This window comes from Paenibacillus sp. p3-SID1389 (genome assembly GCF_025151705.1).
GTDB classification, from domain to species: Bacteria; Bacillota; Bacilli; order Paenibacillales; family Paenibacillaceae; genus Fontibacillus; species Fontibacillus phoenicis.
The window spans coordinates 18,825-37,961 of the sequence record NZ_JALXVO010000007.1 but is presented as its reverse complement, the minus strand read 5'-3'; the positions used below and the strand labels follow the sequence as shown (position 1 = coordinate 37,961).

The 19,137-nt window shown below is 55.0% G+C and carries 14 protein-coding genes and 1 pseudogene; 3 read left to right on the top strand and 12 right to left on the bottom strand.

Annotated elements, in window-relative coordinates; genetic code table 11:
• Nucleotides 1-64 precede the first annotated feature (64 nt).
• Nucleotides 65-1,378, bottom strand: a complete 1,314-nt coding sequence (locus M3G15_RS04665; RefSeq protein ID WP_260070221.1) for a replication-associated recombination protein A — start codon at nucleotides 1,376-1,378, stop codon at nucleotides 65-67.
• Nucleotides 1,379-1,832: 454 nt separating this feature from the next.
• Between M3G15_RS04665 and M3G15_RS04660 the strand changes: the two genes are divergently transcribed.
• Together M3G15_RS04660 and M3G15_RS04655 are read left to right on the top strand one after the other, a co-directional pair.
• Nucleotides 1,833-2,135 (top strand): CD3324 family protein, encoded by a 303-nt coding sequence (locus M3G15_RS04660; protein WP_009224396.1) that lies wholly within the window; start codon nucleotides 1,833-1,835, stop codon nucleotides 2,133-2,135.
• A 139-nt stretch (nucleotides 2,136-2,274) separates the two neighbouring features.
• On the top strand, nucleotides 2,275-3,216 hold the full coding sequence (locus M3G15_RS04655) for an HNH endonuclease (RefSeq protein WP_397376590.1): 942 nt from the start codon (nucleotides 2,275-2,277) through the stop codon (nucleotides 3,214-3,216).
• Nucleotides 3,217-3,762: 546 nt separating this feature from the next.
• On the opposite strand, the gene M3G15_RS04650 is transcribed toward M3G15_RS04655, so the two are convergent.
• The 9 genes and pseudogenes from M3G15_RS04650 to M3G15_RS04615 form a co-directional block, all read right to left on the bottom strand.
• Nucleotides 3,763-5,925 (bottom strand): HelD family protein, encoded by a 2,163-nt coding sequence (locus tag M3G15_RS04650; RefSeq protein WP_260070219.1) that lies wholly within the window; start codon nucleotides 5,923-5,925, stop codon nucleotides 3,763-3,765.
• Nucleotides 5,926-6,141: 216 nt separating this feature from the next.
• Nucleotides 6,142-6,219, bottom strand: a pseudogene (locus M3G15_RS21745) (YdeI/OmpD-associated family protein); the annotation flags it as partial.
• A gap of 160 nt (nucleotides 6,220-6,379) precedes the next feature.
• Nucleotides 6,380-7,138, bottom strand: a complete 759-nt coding sequence (locus M3G15_RS04645) for a tRNA threonylcarbamoyladenosine dehydratase (RefSeq protein ID WP_260070218.1) — start codon at nucleotides 7,136-7,138, stop codon at nucleotides 6,380-6,382.
• 37 nt (nucleotides 7,139-7,175) lie between these two features.
• The gene (aspS, locus tag M3G15_RS04640) at nucleotides 7,176-8,954 is read right to left on the bottom strand and encodes an aspartate--tRNA ligase (protein WP_260070217.1); all 1,779 of its coding nucleotides are present in this window, start codon (nucleotides 8,952-8,954) and stop codon (nucleotides 7,176-7,178) included.
• Nucleotides 8,955-8,999: 45 nt separating this feature from the next.
• Complete coding sequence (gene hisS, locus M3G15_RS04635; RefSeq protein WP_260070216.1) at nucleotides 9,000-10,244, bottom strand: histidine--tRNA ligase; 1,245 nt, start codon at nucleotides 10,242-10,244, stop codon at nucleotides 9,000-9,002.
• A 666-nt stretch (nucleotides 10,245-10,910) separates the two neighbouring features.
• Nucleotides 10,911-11,378: a hypothetical protein gene (locus tag M3G15_RS04630; RefSeq protein WP_260070215.1), complete on the bottom strand. Its 468-nt coding sequence runs from the start codon at nucleotides 11,376-11,378 to the stop codon at nucleotides 10,911-10,913.
• Nucleotides 11,379-11,405: 27 nt separating this feature from the next.
• On the bottom strand, nucleotides 11,406-11,573 hold the full coding sequence (locus M3G15_RS04625) for a hypothetical protein (protein ID WP_260070214.1): 168 nt from the start codon (nucleotides 11,571-11,573) through the stop codon (nucleotides 11,406-11,408).
• Nucleotides 11,574-11,797: 224 nt separating this feature from the next.
• Nucleotides 11,798-12,250 (bottom strand): D-aminoacyl-tRNA deacylase, encoded by a 453-nt coding sequence (dtd, locus tag M3G15_RS04620; protein WP_260070213.1) that lies wholly within the window; start codon nucleotides 12,248-12,250, stop codon nucleotides 11,798-11,800.
• A 25-nt stretch (nucleotides 12,251-12,275) separates the two neighbouring features.
• Complete coding sequence (locus tag M3G15_RS04615; protein WP_260070212.1) at nucleotides 12,276-14,453, bottom strand: RelA/SpoT family protein; 2,178 nt, start codon at nucleotides 14,451-14,453, stop codon at nucleotides 12,276-12,278.
• Between the two features lie 317 nt (nucleotides 14,454-14,770).
• Here M3G15_RS04615 and uraA point away from each other — a divergent pair, with 317 nt between their 5' ends.
• Nucleotides 14,771-16,057: a uracil permease gene (gene uraA, locus M3G15_RS04610; protein WP_036644729.1), complete on the top strand. Its 1,287-nt coding sequence runs from the start codon at nucleotides 14,771-14,773 to the stop codon at nucleotides 16,055-16,057.
• Nucleotides 16,058-16,133: 76 nt separating this feature from the next.
• Here the strand turns inward: uraA and M3G15_RS04605 are convergent, their stop codons facing one another.
• Complete coding sequence (locus M3G15_RS04605) at nucleotides 16,134-16,649, bottom strand: adenine phosphoribosyltransferase (RefSeq protein ID WP_009224407.1); 516 nt, start codon at nucleotides 16,647-16,649, stop codon at nucleotides 16,134-16,136.
• 59 nt (nucleotides 16,650-16,708) lie between these two features.
• Nucleotides 16,709-19,114, bottom strand: a complete 2,406-nt coding sequence (recJ, locus tag M3G15_RS04600; RefSeq protein WP_009224408.1) for a single-stranded-DNA-specific exonuclease RecJ — start codon at nucleotides 19,112-19,114, stop codon at nucleotides 16,709-16,711.
• Between the last annotated feature and the right edge of the window lie 23 nt (nucleotides 19,115-19,137).

Here is a 19,137-nt window from a genome sequence, read left to right as displayed (position 1 = left end):
ATAACCGGGCTATTGCGACTTGGCTTGCGATCCTCTTGCCTTCCCTCGCCTCGCACTTTCCCTTCTACCTTCCGCTTCTGCGCCGCAGTTCCTGGTTATGCTTGATCTTCGCTTCGTTCCCCTGTTCCGTGGCATGGTAGAACGTCCGGCCGGACAATCGTTTCGGCAGATACTCCTGTTGTACGTAATGCCCGGGATAATCATGCGGATATTTGTAGCCTTCATGCCCAAGCTTCACCGCTCCCTTATAATGCGTGTCGCGCAAATGGAGCGGCACTTCGGCAGATTTGACCTCTTCGATCGCCGCCATGGCGTTCCCAATCGCTTCAACCACCGCGTTGGATTTTGGACTTTCGACCGCAAACAGGATCGCCTGGACAATGTTCAGCCGCGCTTCTGGCCAGCCATTGTTACGGTAAGCCTCTAAGGCGCTGACCGCCTGCACCATCGCCTGCGGGTTGGCCAGGCCAATATCCTCGCTGCTGGCGGCGATCAGCCGGCGGATAAACGTCATCGGATCCATCCCCAGCTTCTCTACGGCGTACAGGAACCAAAACACCGCCGCATCGCTGGAGCCGCGAATCGATTTATGAAACGCCGACAGCACGTCGTATTGCGTGGACTCGTCCGCTTTGACGAGCGGCCGGCGGATCGATTCCTCCGCCACTTCGAGCGTGATGTGCACCGTCCCGTCCGGTTGCGGGGGCGTAGTCATCGCCGCCAGCTCCAGGGCATTCAGCGCGCGCCGAATGTCGCCGTTCGCCATCGCAGCGATGTGCAGCAGCGCCTCTTCGTCAACCTGCAGCGGCATAAAGCCAAGCCCCTTCTCTTGGTCGGCCAAAGCCCGCCGCATCGCGATCAGCGAGTGCTCCTTCGTCAGCGGCTCCAGCTGGAACAGCGTGGAACGGCTCATAAGAGCGCCGTTAACGTAGTGGAACGGATTTTCCGTCGTCGCACCGATGAAGATGACCGTACCTTTTTCCACCGCCGGCAGTAAAGCATCTTGTCTGGAGCTGTTAAATCGATGGACCTCGTCCAGGAACAGAATCGTTTTCGTGCCGTAAAAAGCTTTGTCGTTCTGCGCTTTTTCAATTACCTCGCGCACATCCTTCACCGACGCATCCACCGCGTTTAGCCGGACGAACTCCGCCTTCGTATGATGGGAGATAATGTGGGCGAGTGTCGTTTTGCCGCAGCCGGGAGGGCCGTACAGTAAAATCGAGGAGACCTGGTCCGCTTCAATCGCCCGCCGTAACAGCTTGCCCGGGCCGACGATATGCTCTTGTCCGATATATTCATCCAGCGAGGTCGGCCGCATCCGGTCGGCCAGCAACCGCCCCGCCGGGCTTTGCTCTTGATTGAAAGAAAACAAATCCACCTTCAAGTCACTTCCTTGATCGTTAGCATGATAAACAGGATACATGGAATGATACCAAATTTATTCTAGCATACCTTACGTAAAAAACACTTATAGTTGTTCTTTCGCTTTTCCTGCGGCAGAAAATATGAGTTAATATAGATGTCGGGCCGACGAATCACGGGAAAGGGGGCTGATCGAAGTGATTTCAGTGAGTGAGGTGGCTGTCGCGTAAGCGGCACCACAATAAAACGGGGGGCTGGGAACAGCCTCCCTTATTTATGTTTGACGATACCTGTGTTAAGATAGATCCAGTTAAAACCAAATTTTGTCTTTATTTAAAGTCAAAAGTCGTTTGCTCTACACCGAGAAGGTTGGATGAAGCGGCTACCAATACTAAATTGAAAGGGGGAAGCGAGCATGTTGACTTATATCGTAACAGCAATCAAGGACGGAGCACGAAATAAGGAGGTACATGATCGTGAATTACAAAAATGGAAAGGATGTTCTTCCCCCTAGGCTGCTGAAGGAGCTCCAAACTTATATTCAGGGCGAGCTGCTATACATTCCCAAGCCGGAACGGTCAAGGGCGTTATGGGGAGAACTGAGCGGTTCCCGCCTCACCATCGCCAAGCGAAACGAAGAGATTTTTCGCTTGTACCGCGCCGGGAGCAAGGTACGGGATTTAGCCGAAAGATTTCACCTCTCCGATGAAAGCATCCGCAAAATCTTAACCAAAATGCGCAGCCTAAGACAACCCGCAACCGTGTCCGAGTAACGGCAACCTGGGAACATCCCATTACAAAATCACATCCATTATCATAAACCATAAGCCAAGACCGGCCGGTCTTGGCTTAATTTATATCGAATCAGGTATAATGGAGTCAGATCCTACTTACAGCCTATTCCAAACTGAGGTGACCCCCTTGACTCAGCAGCAGCAACCTGAGCACGTCTCCACTTCCGCGAAAGCGATAAAAATATGCGCCTATTGCGGCGAAGCCAAACCGCTGGGCGAATTCCTGCGCCGCACCGGCAAGCGCTCCGGCAAAGGCTCGCGCCGGGGCGCTTGCCGCAGCTGCCGGGCGCTGCGCAAGCGGCAGCAGGCTGCCCAGGCTCAGGCCGCGTTGCCGCAGGCCGCGGCCCCTGAGCCCGCTGGCGCAGCGCTGGCAGCGCCAGCGAACGCGCCCGCGCCGGCGGCGCCAAGCGGCGACGGCCGCGCGAGCGAAGCCGCGGCGGCCGGGCCCAGCGCGCCGCCGGGCGCGGAGGCCGGCGCCGCAGGCACGGCCAAGGCGGCGCGCAAACGCAAGCGCAAGCGCCGCAGCAAAAAGGCCGCGGCACAGATCGCGGCCTTTCAGGACGGCGCAAGCGCCGTTAATGCGGCGGCGCCGGCTGCCGCCGCGGGGCGGCACGGCGGTGAAGCCGCGCCGCCCAAGCGGCGGATCAAGCGGGCGCTGCCCGCCCCGCCGCCGAAGGTCGAGGGTCCCGACGTCCGGACCCTGCGACCGAACCGCAACGGCATGATCCGCCTGCGCGGGCGTACCGACAAAGGTCGGCGCTGGCAACAGGAGATCGACTATGATCTGGCGGTCACACTCGTGCGCGAGCATATGGCCGTCGTCGTGAACCCCTTCACCATCCGGCGTTTGTACACGAACAAAGCGTTCCGCCATTATATTTTGACGCGGGATGATTACACCTGCTTCTTCTGCGGGGAGTACGGCGATACGATCGACCACCTGCTGCCAAGAGCCAAGGGCGGTCACACGACCCCGGTAAACTGCGTCTGCGCCTGCAATCTCTGCAACCAGAGCAAAGCCGATCGGTGGCTGGACGAGTTCATGCAGGACGATGTATGATCAAAGTACACGTTTTATGTTCCATAGGGAAGAAGCGATAAGCTTATAAACCACCACATGTATCCGCAATCCGTACATTGAAGAGACCACGTTATGTGATTCTATATGAAAAACCGAATACATTTGGGCGGCTTTGAGCGATTTTGGCTAAATGTATATGAAATTTCATATACATTCGCGCCTACTGAAGGTGTTTGCCCAGAATCTATGCGAAAAACCGAATACAATTCGGTTTTTTCGCTTTTTTCGGTAAATTATATATGAAAAATCGAACACATTTCCAAACGCGTGACTTTTGCGCTTCGCCGCCCAGGAAGGTTTCCGAGTAAAGCCTGCCTGGTGTGCATGTTTTTTCGCCCTTCACCTGAACAAAAGGGATAATGCCGCAAAAGACCACCAAAGAGCTGCTAATCCCACATCTCCACATCCAATCCGCATGCACTTTCTCGTCCGCCTTCACCTGAACAAAAGGGATAATGCCGCAAAAGGGGGCAAAGGGGACAGGACCTTCCCCTATAATCAGCCGCCAACTCACGCCCCGTACCCTTACGCCTCTAAGCTCGTCCTGACGGCATTGTCCGTCGAACCCTCGCCCGGGACGTAATCCGGCAGCTCCTTGCCGTGCAGCAGCCATAGCTCGTGCAGGGCGCGGGTGCAGCCGACGTACAGGAGCTTGGCGTCCTTGGGGCCGTAATGCTCCCGGTCAACATCAGTCACGATCACCGCATCAAACTCCAGGCCCTTTGACAGGTACACCGGCAGCACCGAGATCCCACCGGCGTATTGCGTCAGCTCCCCGGTAATCAGGTTGACTTCCAGCCCACCTTGGATTAACGCGGCATGCAGCTCCTCTGCCTCCCGCATCGTTCGGGTTAATACGGCTACCGTACGGAACGAGCCGCCCAGCACCTTGTCCAACGCCTTCCGAATTAACGGCAGCCACTGCTCACTATCCGCTTCTAACAGCCGCACTGGCTCCCCGCTGCGGAATACCGGGACCGCCAGCAATTCCGTACCTACACCCCGTTCCAGGATATCGTTGGCGAATTGGATGATCTCCATCGTTGACCGGTAGCTGCGCGTTAATGCGAAATAAGCGGTCTCCTCCGGCCGGAACAAAACTTGCATTTCTTCCCAACTACGTACCCCTTTGTAGTAATGGATCCCTTGGGACAAATCTCCGAGAATCGTAAAGGAGTGCCCTTTGACAAAACGGTCCAACACATATACCTGAAACGGCGTAAAGTCCTGAGCCTCGTCGATCACGACGTGGTCGAAGGTCAGATTGCCGTCGATTTCGTGGATCAAAGTATATAAATACAAAAGGGCGGCCAAATCCTCTTCCTTGACGACGTTTTTCTTTAAGCGCGCCTGCGTCTCCTTCCAGATGCCCGGCGGTATCCGGTCGGAGACATCGGCCATTCCTTCCGTGCCGCCGCTTCTCCGGATGCCAAACAGCTCCCTGTAGAGGCTGAGCGGCGTCAGCTCCGGCCATTTTTTCGCATAGCTTTTTTCCCGTTGCTGGGCTTTTTTCTTTAGGTCCTTCAGGGCCGCCGCCGACGGCGCCTTCTTCAGTTCCATCTCGATCCAGCGATGGATCCGCGCCAGCACCCGTTCCTTGCGCCGTGCCACTGGAAAATGGCGGTATTCGCCTTCGAACCAGGCCAAGATCTCCTTACGCGGCAGCCGAGCGCCTTCCCAAGGCTCGAAATCGCCCTCAGGAACACAGGCCGACTCAAGCGTACTTACCGACGCATCGATGATCTCCTTAAACGCCATCGAGCCCTTGAAGCGTCCCGGCAGCTCTGTATCCTGCCACGTTTCCGCCCCTGTCGCTCCGCCGTCAAACCAGCGGGACAACGCCTCCGATCCATCGCTTGGGACCTCGTCCAGTCCCAGCACCTTAGCCGCCCAATCACTGAACGTGCTTTGCTGGATATCCCCGACCCCAAGCTCGGGCAGCACTTCGGATATATAGTCGATAAACATATGGTTGGGTGCAAAAATAACTAAACGTTCCGCCTTAATCTGTTCCTTATATTGATACAGCAAAAAAGCCAGCCGATGCAGCGCCACGGTCGTTTTCCCGCTGCCGGCTACGCCTTGGATAATCAGCGCCGTATTTTTCGCCGCCCGGATAATTCGGTCCTGCTCGGCCTGAATGGTCGAGACGATGTCACGCAGGCGGTTGTCCTTGTTCTCACCAAGCCGGTACACGAGGAACTCATCTGATACGGCCGGACCGTCGCTGTCGCGGTTATACGTATCCACGACCCGGTCCAGGATGCCTTTGCGGATCACGATGTTGCGCTTCAAGTAAACCAAGCCTTCGATCAAGCCTTCAGGCGCTTCATACGAAGCATCGTCCCCGCCGGTAAACGAGTAGAACAAACTAGCCACAGGCGCGCGCCAATCGATGACAATGGGGTCTTTGCCATCCGGATCGCCCACCCCGACCTTGCCAATATAAAGCGGCTTTCTTCTTCCCCTGCGCTCCTCAAAATCCAGCCGGCCAAAATACGGCTCTTGAATCGACTGCTCCAGCTGCTTCCGCTGGGTTTCCCGATTCTCCTCGAGGAGCTGCTCGGTAAAGTCATGTCCGGTGTACACCGGAATCGAACGCAGCCGTTGCAGCTGCCGATCGATCTCTTCCAAGGTGCGGTCCAGCCGCGCCTTCTCTTCTTGATAGGCACTTTGAAAATCATTCATTTCAGTTACCTCCTAAGGTTTTTGTGTACTCCAGACTCAAAAGGAGTTCCATTATACCACTACCTCAGGTCAAAAGGCGAATTTTCTCAAAAAAATAAGACGCTGGTAGACTTGTCTAACAAGCCTAATCCCAGCGTCTTATTTTTTCTATGCTTTATCCGACGGGCGCTTTAAGCCTGCCTTAAACTTCTCCACGGTTTGAGCAATCCGGCTCGCTCATGTTTCTGCCCGTTTGGCATCCAAGATCCACTCGATATACGCCTTCTTATGCGAAGGGGCTAACCCGCTCAGCGCTGCCGCTAGATCTTCCGGCGTTTCCGGCGGCGGTGAGGGCTGCCGCTTCGCGTTTGTTCCGAGCTTAAGCCCAGCTGCTCCACCTACCCGGCCGGCGCATCCAGCACGAGCACGCGGTCGCTGTCCGCAGGTAACCGCAGCTTCTTGACGAGCTCCGGATTCATACGCTTACGCTTACGCCTCCGCGCTCCAGCAGCTCACGCACCGCTACGCTGACCATGATCAAGCCGACCACCGGCGGCACAAACGAGTTGCTGGCCGGCGGCTGCTTCGCCTTGCGGATTTTTGCGCCGGCTGGCGCGATTTTCTCCGTGACGTCCTTGCGCGGTCGTACCGGCGGTTCAGTCGAGAAAACGACCTTAACGCCCTTCTTGATCCCGTCCTCTCGCAGCTTCGTGCGAATCACACGAGCCATGGGGTCCATATGGGTTTTCGAAATATCCGCAACCTGGAATTTCGTCGGGTCCATTTTGTTGGCAGCCCCCATGCTCGACAAGATCGGGATGCCCCGCTGCAAGCATTGCTTGATCAGGTGAATTTTGTACGTAATCGTATCCGAAGCGTCCAGTACATAATCGATATCGTACTTAAACAGCTCTTCGTAAGTTTCTTCCGTGTAGAACATATTCAGCGCAATCGCTTCGCACTCCGGGTTAATGAGCTTGATCCGTTCGCGCATCAGATCGGCTTTCTTCTGTCCGATCGTCGTCGTCAGCGCATGAATTTGCCGGTTAATGTTGGTGATATCGACAACATCCTTGTCGATCATGATAATCCGGCCGATTCCGGTTCTGGCCAGCCCTTCGACGGCCATCGCTCCTACGCCGCCGACGCCAAGCACGGCAACCGTGCTTTTCTTGAGAATATCCAGACCCTCTGCCCCGATGGCGAGTTCTGTCCGCGAAAATTGATGAAGCATGGTCAGTGTACCTCCGTTAGGTTGACATCTTAACCGATTATTTCTTTACTTCCGCCAGCTTGGGAGCCAGCTTGATGTGCAGCTGATCCAGCTGCGATCCGTCGACTTCGGAAGGCGAGTTCATCAGCAAATCGGTTGCGCTCGCCGTTTTCGGGAAGGCAATCGTCTCACGCAAGTTGGAACGGCCGGCCAGCAGCATCACCAGACGGTCGAAACCGAAGGCGATCCCGCCGTGCGGCGGCGTACCGTATTCGAAAGCATCCATCAGGTAGCCGAATTTATCTTGAGCCTCTTCCGGCGACAAGCCGATCGCTTTGAACATCTTCTCTTGCACGTCGCGTTTGTAAATCCGCATCGAACCGCCGCCAACTTCATAGCCGTTCAGCACAAGATCGTAGGCTTGCGCGAGGATTTTCCCCGGATCGGTGTCGAACAGCGGCAGATCCTCGTCGCGCGGACGGGTGAACGGATGGTGCTCGGCGACGTAGCGTTTTTGCTCTTCATCCCAGCCAAGCAGCGGGAAGTCCACGACCCAAGCAAATTTATACACACTGTCGTCGATCAGACCAAGATCGCGGCCGATTTTCAGACGCAATGCGCCGAGGACGTCAGCAACAACCTTCTTGTTATCGGCGGAGAACAGCAGCAGGTCACCTTCTTCGGCGCCGGTGCGTTCCTTAATCGCTTCGATCTCCTGCTCCGTAAAGAACTTCACGATTGGACCGCGGAACTCGCCTTCCTTCACTTGAATCCAGGCCAGACCTTTCGCGCCATAACGGGCTGCATACGGTCCAAGATCGTCGATCTCCTTACGGCTCCAAGTCCCGCATCCTTTAGCGTTCAGCACTTTGACTTCCCCGCCCTTTTCGATGACCGAAGAAAATACTTTAACGCCGCTATTCGCCACAAGATCGCTGACGTTCACCAGCTCTAAACCGAAACGGAGGTCCGGTTTGTCCGACCCGTACTTATCCATCGCGTCAGCATAGCTAATGCGTTGGAATGGCGTAGGAATATCAATGCCTTTCGTTTCTTTAAACAGGCGTACGATCAACTTCTCCATCATCTCGAGCAGCTCGTCGCGCGATAGGAACGAAGTCTCGATGTCGACCTGGGTAAACTCCGGCTGACGATCGGCACGCAGGTCCTCATCGCGGAAGCAGCGGGCGATTTGGTAGTAACGCTCGATGCCGCTGACCATCAGCAACTGCTTGTACAGCTGAGGCGATTGCGGCAGGGCAAAAAATTCTCCCGGATGCACGCGGCTTGGCACAAGGTAATCGCGTGCCCCTTCCGGCGAGCTCTTGGTCAAGATCGGAGTTTCCACCTCAATGAAGCCTTCTCCGTCAAGGAAATCGCGGAATACCTTCGCCGCCTTGGAGCGCAGCCACAACGTTTGCTGCATTTCCGGACGGCGCAGGTCGAGGTAACGATATTTCAGACGCAGCGATTCATCCACTTCGATGCCGTCTTCAATGAAAAACGGCGGCGTTTTAGCTGCGTTCAACACTTCGATTTCGGTAATTTGCACTTCGATATCGCCGGTTGGCAGGTTCGGGTTGACCGTTTCAGGATCACGGGCTACCACTTTCCCGGTAACGGCCAGCACGTATTCACTGCGCACGCGGTCGGCAATTTTTAGCGCTTCGCCGGAATAAGCCGGGTTAAAGACGATTTGCACAATGCCGCTGCGGTCGCGCAGATCGATGAACAGGACACCCCCCAAGTCCCGGCGGGTTTGCACCCAGCCGTTTAATGTAACGGTTTCCCCGATGTTCGCGGTGCTCAGCGCGCCGCAATGATGCGTTCGTTTCATCGTAACTCCCCTTTTCTTCGCGTTTTGTTTTTGTAGTTGTTTAGGTTACTGCAACTCATTCAGCAATTCGCTTAACTTCACGGTGCGCTGCTCGCCGCTGTCCATCGACTTCAACGCGATTTCCCCGCGCTGCAGCTCATCGTCGCCGAGAATTGCGGTATAGCGCGCCTGCATCCGGTCAGCGGATTTCATTTGCGCCTTCATCTTCCGGCCCAGATAATCGCGTTCCGCAGAGAATCCCGCTTGCCGCAGCTTAAACAGCTGGGTCGTAATCTCCTTCTCCGCAGCTTCGCCTAAGGCAATCAGATACACATCCAGCGGCTTGACGGCGCCGAGCTCGATCTCTTGCTTTTCCAAAATCAGCGCGATCCGTTCGAGTCCCATCCCGAACCCGATGCCCGGTTGATCGGGACCGCCCACTTCCGCCACCAGCCCGTTATAACGGCCGCCGCCGCCAATCGTATCGATGGCGCCGATGCCTTGGGCTTTGTATTCAAAAGCGGTGTGCGTGTAGTAGTCCAACCCGCGAACAAGGCGTGGATTGATTTCATAGTCGATCTCCATCGCGCTCAGCAGCTCCTGAACCTTCGCAAAATGCGTGGTGCACTCCTCATCCAAACTATCCAGAATCGACGGCGCCCCGTCGAATTTATCCTGGTCCGTCTTACAGTCCAGCACACGCAGCGGATTGCGTTCAATCCGAGCTTGGCAGTCTTTGCACAAGCTGTCCTTCATCGGCAGCAGGAACTCCAGCAGCTTCTCGCGGTAAGCCGCCCGACTGGATGGATTGCCAACGGAGTTGATCTCCACCTTCACCCCTTGAAGACCCAGCTCACGGCAAAACTGATAACCCAGCGCCACAACCTCGGCGTCGATCGCCGGATCCGTCGCACCAAACGCCTCCACTCCAAACTGGTGGAATTGGCGTTGACGCCCTGCCTGCGGGCGCTCGTAACGGAACATCGGCCCGATATAATACAGCTTGCTGACGTCCGGTTCGCCGTACAACTTGTTCTCCACATAGGAGCGGACAACGCCGGCCGTCCCTTCTGGACGCAGCGTCATGCTGCGATCCCCTTTATCCAGAAACGTGTACATTTCCTTCTCGACGATATCCGTCGTCTCCCCTACGCCGCGTTCAAACAGCGAGGTCTGTTCAAAGATCGGGGTCCGAATTTCCCGGTAATTAAAACGCCGGCACAAGTCCCTGGCCTTCTCCTCAATAAACTGCCATTTCTCGACGGTTCCTGGCAAGATATCCTGCGTGCCCGTCGGTTTCTGAAAAGCCATATTGTTCATCCTCCATCTCAGACTCGTAAGCCAATATAAAAAATCTCCCGTTCCTGTTTGATCCAAACAGGGACGAGAGATCGTTTCACAATCACCCGTGGTGCCACCCACATTCCGAATGTCGACTCTCAAAAGCTGCTCCGCTTCGCACATGCGCATCAGCTTCCAAGCATCAAATTCGCTTCAAACGGTTATCGCCCGCCTACGCCGCACGTCTACTCTCGAAGTCCAAGCCATAAGCCGCCTTAGATTTCGCCGCCGGTTCTCGGGGAAGTCTTTCGTTTAATCATCATCAGAATCCTTCCAGCCTGCTTCACCGCCCGCATAACGAATACGATTGATCCGTCTGCCGCGCCGAAGTCGGGGATTCCTCTCTGTGGGTGTGGGGTTAAACTACTTTGTCCCGTCATCGAATACCTATTCGTTTCAATTTACGCCATAGAAGTGACGTCAACTGTTATTTTTAGATTGTATGAAACCACCGCGCTAAAGTCAAGCCCGAGACGCGAAAAATGTCTACACAAAGAAAAAAACCTGTCACCAACGGGGTGCAGGTCCAAAAGGTATTATATTAAAAAGGGGGTCATGCTGTTATTATAAACAAGCAATGTTAAGGGAACATGTATCTAATATTACAGTTATATTACAAGAACCCATATCCCCCTACTATTCCGTTACAACATAGCCCCCATGTTCGCGCAATTTCCGCACAACCGTCTCATAATCGCTGTCCTTCACCTTTGCACTGAGTACATATTTCCATCCCTGCGGCTCGTCACCGGTCTCGATGGGAGGTTTCGATGTCATTAGCCGTTCTCCGTCTCCCACCGCTTGGCTGCGTTCACCATCTAACGTGTCGCCGGTATTGTCTTCTCCCAAAGCTACCACCGGCAGCACGCTCTGCACACCGCGTACCGTTCCGGGTACAGGAACAACTCCCGGGTTGTTTGCGCCTGATGCGCTGATCACCCCATTATTTAGAGGCAATAACGAAACCTGAAGCTCATCGTCTTCGCCCCATTCGTTCGATACATTCCCTGCTTCAACCTCATTCGTGTTGTAGGCCAGCAGGGCGATACGCGCACCTTCCACTTGATCTTCTGTATTAAAATAGGCCTGAATATGTCTGGCCATGACCGATTCCTCCTTATTCATTCAGCATCAGCTTCCGGGTCGAGGGAGCCATTCGGCAGAGGGCCTGGTCTCCTGCATCATCGGTTCAAAGCGCTCCGGTTCGGCCAGACGGGCCGTCATCCGGGCTTCGCTGCGGTGTCCCGCTGTCATGAGCGGAGAGGATTGCCAGTCTCTCGATTTCACGGATTGGTGCATGTGAGCACCTCCTTTGGTCGTCAAGCTCTTTATCACAAGGTTGTACCAAAATCGGTCCGCTTATCCTACAGAACCCGAAATCCTGCATGAAAATGAAGGGAATTTGTCCATATTGCCCCGTTCCGTTGCACAGCAAGAAAATCTGTCCGATACCTTCCTCCTAACATAAAAGCGGGGCAAGACGCAGAATTTCCGCGTCTTGCCCCACTTCCGTATCCTCGCAGTTATCCCTCGCTGCCAGGGCTGTCCACGATCAGGGTCACCGGACCCCAATTCGTCAGCTGAACGTCCATATCGGCGCCAAACATACCGGTTTCGACCGTCAACCCTTTCGCCCGAAGCAGCTCGTTAAACCGCTCGTACAGCGGCTCCGCCGTTTCCGGCCGGGCCGCCGCCATGAAGTTGGGCCGTTTGCCCTTGCGGCAATCACCGTACAAGGTAAACTGGGAGACCGACAAAATCGCCCCGCCGATCTCCGTAACCGCCAGGTTCATCTTGCCTGCTTCGTCTTCAAATATGCGTAAGCCGGAGATCTTCTCCGCCAAATAGGCGGCATCCTGCTCGGTATCCTCATGCGTCACGCCAACCAACAGCATGAGCCCCGGTCCGATCGCCCCTACCGTCTCTCCCGCTACGACCACGCGCGCCTCACGGCAACGCTGCACAACCACTCTCATCTTGGTTTGAATCCTTTCCTATCTGCTACTGCATAATCCGGTGAACCGTGTACACATCCTTCACCCGTTTGATCTTCTCCACAACGGATTGCAGATGATCGGTATTCCGAATCAGAATCGTCATATGCACCAAAGCCATTTTGTTCTTATCCGACCGCCCCGAGACGGCCGAAATATTCGTTTTGCTTTCCGACACAGCCTGCAGCACTTCGTTTAAGAAGTTACGACGGTCGTGCCCGGTAATTTCGATATCGACACTGTAATTCGCTTCGATCGAATCTTCCCATTCCACGTCGATCACACGCGCCGCCTCTTCGCCTTCTCCTCCGCTCGGGATGTTCGGACAGTCGCTGCGATGCACGGATACGCCGCGGCCGCGGGTGATGTAACCAACGATCTCGTCGCCAGGTACCGGATTGCAGCATCTAGCAAACCGCACCAGCAAATTGTCGATCCCCTTCACGACGACGCCGTTCGTTGGGCGATGCCGGCGTTCTTCCGGCGCTTTCACTTCTTTGACCTCGGTGGTCAACTCGATGTGCCCGGCCGCTTCCTCCTGCTCCTTGCGCAGCTTCTCGGTCAGCTTCGTCACGACTTGGGAGGCCGTGATCCCGCCGAACCCAATCGCCGACAGCATATCGTCGATGTCGTTGAAGGCATACTTCTTCGCCGCTTCCAACAGCTTGTCGTCGCTCATCCACAAGGAAGGCTCGAGCCCCGCCCGCTTCAGCTCGCGTTCGATCGCTTCGCGTCCTTTTTCCACGTTTTCTTCGCGCTTTTCCTTCTTGAACCATTGCTTGATCTTGCTGCGAGCATGGGAGGATTGCGCAATTTTGAGCCAGTCCTGACTAGGTCCGTACGAGTGTTTGGAGGTCAAGATCTCCACGATGTCCCCGGTTTTCAGCCGATGATCCAGCGGGACGATCCGTCCGTTCACCTTGGCCCCAATCGTACGATTGCCAACTTCCGTATGGATACGGTACGCGAAGTCCAGCGGCACGGAGCCTGCCGGAAGCTCAATGACTTCCCCGGACGGCGTAAACACAAACACCAGGTCCGAGAAGAAGTCCATTTTGAGCGATTCCACGAATTCGGAAGCATCCTTGGCTTCATGTTGAAGCTCCAGGATTTCGTTAAAGAACGTAATTTTGTTCTCGAGACCGCTCGTCCCTGCGCCTTCCTTGTAGGCCCAGTGCGCGGCAATCCCGTATTCTGCCGTCCGGTGCATTTCCCATGTGCGGATTTGAACCTCTGTAGGTTCCCCGTTAGGCCCAACGACCGTCGTATGCAACGACTGGTACATGTTCGCCTTCGGCATGGCGATATAGTCTTTAAACCGCCCCGGCATCGGCTTCCATAACGTATGGATGATCCCCAGGGTCGCGTAACAGTCCTTGATATTGTCCACGATGATACGGATGGCCAGCAGATCGTAAATTTCGTTGAACTGCTTGTTTTTCATCGTCATTTTCTTATACACGCTGTAAATATGCTTGGGTCGCCCCGACAAATCCGCTTGGATGCCCATTTCGTCCAGCTTCTCGGCGATACGGGCGATCACGTTCTTGATGTATTCCTCGCGCTCCGCCCGTTTCTTGCGCATCAAGTTGGCGATCCGGTAATATTGCTGCGGGTTCAAGTACCGCAGGGCAATATCCTCCATTTCCCATTTGATAGCGGAGATCCCGAGCCGGTTCGCGATAGGGCAGAAGATTTCCAGCGTTTCATATGCAATCCGGCGCTGACTCTCCTCGGACTGGTATTTCAAAGTCCGCATGTTATGCAGCCGGTCCGCCAATTTGATGACGATGACGCGGATGTCTTGTGCCATCGCAATGAACATTTTACGGTAGTTCTCGTTCTGCTGCTCTTCTTTGGATTGGAATTTGATCCGCTCCAGCTTGGTTAAGCCGTCAACGAGCAATGCACAATCACTGCCGAAATGCTCCTGTATCTCCTTTAAGGACACTGTCGTGTCTTCCACCACATCATGAAGCAAGGCCGCAATGACCGACAGCGCATCCATTTGCATGTTCACTACAATATCCGCTACGGCCAAAGGATGTAGGATATAAGGTTCTCCGGATTTGCGAACCTGTCCGTGATGGGCTTGATCCGCAAACTCGTACGCTTCCCGAATCCGCTTCAGATCCGGTTCCTTTATATAGGCAGACGCCTTTTCGAGTAATTGCTCTATGCCCATTGAGATCCTGTTGATTCCTTTCTATATGAAAATATACTGAAAAAACGCATACAAGAGCATAATTCGCCTCATTTTGATTTCCTATAATTATGCCTCTTGCGTTCCCTCACGTCAACTCCAGGTATTGTCTTCGCTGCACGGACAGCATCCCGGCAAGATCTGCCTGCCTTCGGGAGGGTATACCGACCAGCCGATGAAGGGATTACCTGGGAAAGAAAAACAAAAGTCAAGTATTTTTATGTTGAAAATTGTCGCCAATGTCATTATCCTATTAAGGATAGTTATCTTATGAACGTATCTATAGAGGAGTGAACTCGTTGCAACGTGAAATTCAAGTGAATGAGAAAGTCCCGTTCGGACCGGGCGTGCTGTTAAGCCTGCAGCACTTATTTGCCATGTTCGGAAGCACGGTGCTGGTGCCTAACCTGTTTGGCGTCGACCCCGGCATGATCCTGCTGATGAACGGCATCGGTACCCTGTTGTACATCCTCATCTGCAAAGGGAAAATCCCTGCTTATCTGGGTTCCAGCTTTGCCTTCATCGCACCGGTTCAGGCGGTTCTCCAGACTCATCCGGGGAACGGCTACGCTTTGGCTCTCGGCGCGTTTATCGTCACCGGCGCGATCTTCGTTCTGATTGCGCTGCTGATTAAATACGCTGGCACGAAGTGGATCGACGTCGTATTCCCACCAGCCGCTATGGGGGCTATCGTTGCCCTGATCGGCCTGGAGCTGATTCCCGTCGCAGCCGGCATGGCCGGATGGATCACCGATGGCTCGGAGGGCTGGACGCCAGATGGAACGTCCATCACGCTGTCGCTCGTGACGTTAGTCGTTACGGTACTTGGCGCTGTCTTGTTCCGCGGCTTTCCGAAGATTATTCACATCTTGATCGGGATCGTCGTTGGTTATGTTCTAGCTTTATTCATGGGTGTGGTCGACACCTCAGCGATCGAACAAGCGAAGTGGATCACCCTGCCGACGGTCACAACCCCGCAATGGGATACCTCCGTCATCATCTCGATCGTGCCGGTCGCGCTGGTCGTCATCGTGGAGCATATCGGCCACCTGCTGGTGACGAGCAACATTGTGGGCAAGGACTTGTCCAAGGACCCGGGCTTGCACCGGTCGCTGATGGGGAACGGGATCTCCACGATTCTTTCCGGTTTTGTAGGCTCCACGCCGAACACGACCTATGGGGAGAACATTGGTGTCATGGCATTAACCCGCGTGTTTTCTGTGTACGTGATCGGGGGTGCGGCGATCTTTGCCATCCTGCTCTCCTTCTCCGGGAAGTTCTCGGCAATCATCGCTAATATTCCGGATCCGGTTATGGGCGGCGTATCCTTGCTGCTGTTTGGCGTTATCGCCGCCTCGGGCTTGCGGATCTTCGTGGAGCAGAAGGTGGATTTCTCCAAGCCTACCAACATGCTGCTGACCACCGTTGTGCTGGTCATCGGCCTGAGCGGCACCCAACTGACCATGGGTAACGTCGTGCTGAAGGGTATGGCCTTGGCAACGATCGTTGGCATTGTGCTTAGCCTGTTCTTCAAGCTCATTCAAGTGCTGAAGTTAAGCAACGATAACGAAGAAGCGGCCCATTAAGCTCACTCTTCTATACAAATTAGGGGCTGTTGCCATGTGATACGTGGCAGCAGCCCCTTTTGTATGGGATCTATTTTTATTCGTATTGCACGAGTGAAAAGACTTCAATTCCCGGCAGCTTCTTGCGGCCTTCCAGCTCACTTAACTCAATCAGGAAGGCAGTACCAACGACGTTCCCTCCTAGTTGACGAACCAGATCCACAGAGGTTGAGATCGTTCCCCCAGTCGCTAGCAAGTCATCCGCAATCAGCACGTTTTGCCCCGGCTTTACCGCATCGCTGTGCATCGCTAACCGGTCTTTGCCGTATTCCAGGTCGTATTCCACCTCAATCGTTTTATAAGGCAGCTTCCCACTCTTGCGGATCGGTACGAACCCGACGCCAAGCGCGTAAGCCAGCGGCGCACCCACAACGAAACCGCGGGCTTCAGGGCCGGCAATCAAATCGATCTTCAAATGAGATACCCGCTGCTTCAGTTCGTCGATCGCCTTGCGGTACATGTTACCGTCATTGAGCAACGTCGTAATATCCTTGAAGCTAATGCCCGGTTGAGGGAAATCAGGAATCACCCGGATGTACTCTTTAAAATCCAAACCAATCTCCTCCTAGTTCAAATGCGTGCAAATCATTTCTAAGTTTCAGAACAAAACATTTATGAGGCTCCCTGAATATGGGTTAGCATCCATTCCGTAATTTCCGGCACCCGGCCGTACTGCAGCATCTGTTCGATTTCAGCCAGCAGTCCCAGCTCCCGGTAACGGCTTGACGTTTCCAAGGCCTGCTTGGAAGGAGACGGATGGATCCGAATCATCCCGGATGCCCGAATAATAAATCCCAGCTCCTCGAATACCCCAAGCGCCATCTCAACCATCCGCTTTGACCAACCGGTACGCTTCACAAGCGCCGCCAACAGTTCTTCCTCAGGAAGCCCTTGGCCGGCTCCCCGATAGATCAAGCTGTACACGAGCTTGAAATGATCGCGAGAAGGCGGCTCGATGCGCTCTTGGGGCGCACGCAGCGAATGCAGCATATAGATGCGCTCCAGACCGGTAAAAGCGGATACCATCCCAGTCCAGCTCTCCGGTGCATCCGGAAGCTCCAGGACGAACAATGTCGACGCAGCGTGAATCCCAGCGGTTTGCGCGAGCTCGTTCCCAGGACGCACGCCAACGTTCTTATCATATACCCAAATCGGGGTCTCCTTCAAATCAAGGGTATGGAAAAATGCGGAACCTTCATTTACGACGACAGCCGACGCTCCCGAACCGCAGGCGGGCAGCTTATCCAGCTTCCCTCGAAGCTCTTCGAGCAGCTGCGATGGATTCCGGGAGCCGCGGTAATCAAACACCTGCAGATGAGACACCGCTAAATCCTGGATCATGAGCTGCGGCTTGCGCGAGCCGTTCCACTCGTTGACACTGGCTTCCGCAACGATATCGATCCGAGCTTCTTCCGACAGCAACGGGGCCAATTCACCTTTGCCAAACGCGACGGCTTCTACGGTTTTACCGTTTTGGCCAAGAATCAGCTTCAAGTGCTTGCCGTCTTTGCCCATCTGGCGGCATTCCAGCAGCTTTAGGCCACGAAGAAGCAGCCTGGGACAGGTGTTTGCCATGCCAAATGGAGCCAGTTGCTGGAGTTGTTCGATTGCTTGCAGCGTAATGTCTTTTAAAGAGCAAGTCAAATCGGTCTCCAGGACCGGCACGAAATGCTCCGGCGTGAGCCGCCCGGCGGCAAAAGCATTCAGCCTTCGGCCAAATTCCTCCAATCGCTCCCGGCTTAGGGACATCCCTGCAGCGGATGGATGTCCGCCAAAGTGGTCCAGCAGGTCGGCGCAATCGGTTAAGGCTTCATAGATGTCAAAGCCGGGAATTGAGCGGGCGGAGCCTTTGCACTCCCCGGTCTCGGGATGAATTCCCAACACGATGGTCGGGCGATAATACCGTTCCAGCAATTTGGAGGCGACGATCCCGACAACGCCGGCATTCCAGCCTTCGCCGGCCACCACAATCACGTCGGGCAGCCCTTCCGACTGCTCCTGGCTTTCCAGCTGCTGGAGCGCTTCTTGCACCATATCCTCGACAATTATTTGGCGCTCCTTGTTCAGCACATCCAGCTCCTCGGCGATCGCCTCGGCTTCTTCCATGTTCTCCGCCGTCAATAAGGCGACGGCGCGGTTGGCGTGGCTCATGCGGCCGCTGGCATTAATCCGCGGTGCCAACCCGAAGGCGACGGCTGTCGAAGTAACTTCCCCGCTGGACCAGCCGGAGGTTCCGAGCAATGCCGTCATGCCCGGGAATGCCGAGCGCTCCATCGATGCCAGACCGGACTTGACGATCATCCGGTTCTCTCCGGTCAGTGGCATCAGGTCGGCAATCGTCCCCAGCGCGGCCAGCTCGGTCCAAGCAATGGGGGTGTCCTCCCCCAGGAGCGCTTGGGCCAGCTTGTACGCCACCCCCACCCCGGCCAGTCCTTTAAACGGATACGTGCAGTATGGCAGCTTGGGGTTAATCAAAGCGTACGCTTCCGGTAAAACCGCCGGCGGTTCGTGGTGGTCAGTGACGATCACGTCCATGCCCACCGCATTGGCGTAGGCCACCTGCTCAACGGCGCTGATCCCCGTATCTACCGTCACGATCAGCGTAAAGCCTTTCTTGTGATAATGCTCCAGCACCGGAATATGTAGCCCATATCCCTCTTTCGTTCGATGCGGGATGTAGTAGTCATATGTAGCACCGAGATGCCTCATCAGGTAGATCATTAAAGTCGTCGATGACACCCCATCGGCGTCATAATCCCCGTATATCAAAATCCGCTCCCCATTTTCCACCGCACGGCGGATGCGCGGTACGGCTTCTTTCATGCCGCTGAGCAGCATGGGATCGTGTTGATCGGCAAGGCTTCCTCTTAAGAAGAGCTCCGCCTTCTCAGGGCTTTCCATCTCCCGCGTCACCAGCAAAGACGCCAGCAAAGGGGAAATATTCAGCTGGCCGGCCAGCCGTCTGGCAGCCTCTTCGTCATAGGGAAGCTGTGTCCAGCGATATTTGGCATGAAGCAAAAAACGTCACCTTCTTTCTTCCT

Coding starts and splice junctions, on each gene's coding strand:
- M3G15_RS04625 (WP_260070214.1), bottom strand. CDS start 11,573: ATGCACCAATCCGTGAAATCGAGAGACTGGCAATCCTCTCCGCTCATG.
- M3G15_RS04645 (WP_260070218.1), bottom strand. CDS start 7,138: ATGCTTCATCAATTTTCGCGGACAGAACTCGCCATCGGGGCAGAGGGT.
- dtd (WP_260070213.1), bottom strand. CDS start 12,250: ATGAGAGTGGTTGTGCAGCGTTGCCGTGAGGCGCGCGTGGTCGTAGCG.
- M3G15_RS04650 (WP_260070219.1), bottom strand. CDS start 5,925: ATGAATGATTTTCAAAGTGCCTATCAAGAAGAGAAGGCGCGGCTGGAC.
- aspS (WP_260070217.1), bottom strand. CDS start 8,954: ATGAAACGAACGCATCATTGCGGCGCGCTGAGCACCGCGAACATCGGG.
- hisS (WP_260070216.1), bottom strand. CDS start 10,244: ATGGCTTTTCAGAAACCGACGGGCACGCAGGATATCTTGCCAGGAACC.
- M3G15_RS04660 (WP_009224396.1), top strand. CDS start 1,833: ATGATCGTGAATTACAAAAATGGAAAGGATGTTCTTCCCCCTAGGCTG.
- M3G15_RS04630 (WP_260070215.1), bottom strand. CDS start 11,378: ATGGCCAGACATATTCAGGCCTATTTTAATACAGAAGATCAAGTGGAA.
- M3G15_RS04615 (WP_260070212.1), bottom strand. CDS start 14,453: ATGGGCATAGAGCAATTACTCGAAAAGGCGTCTGCCTATATAAAGGAA.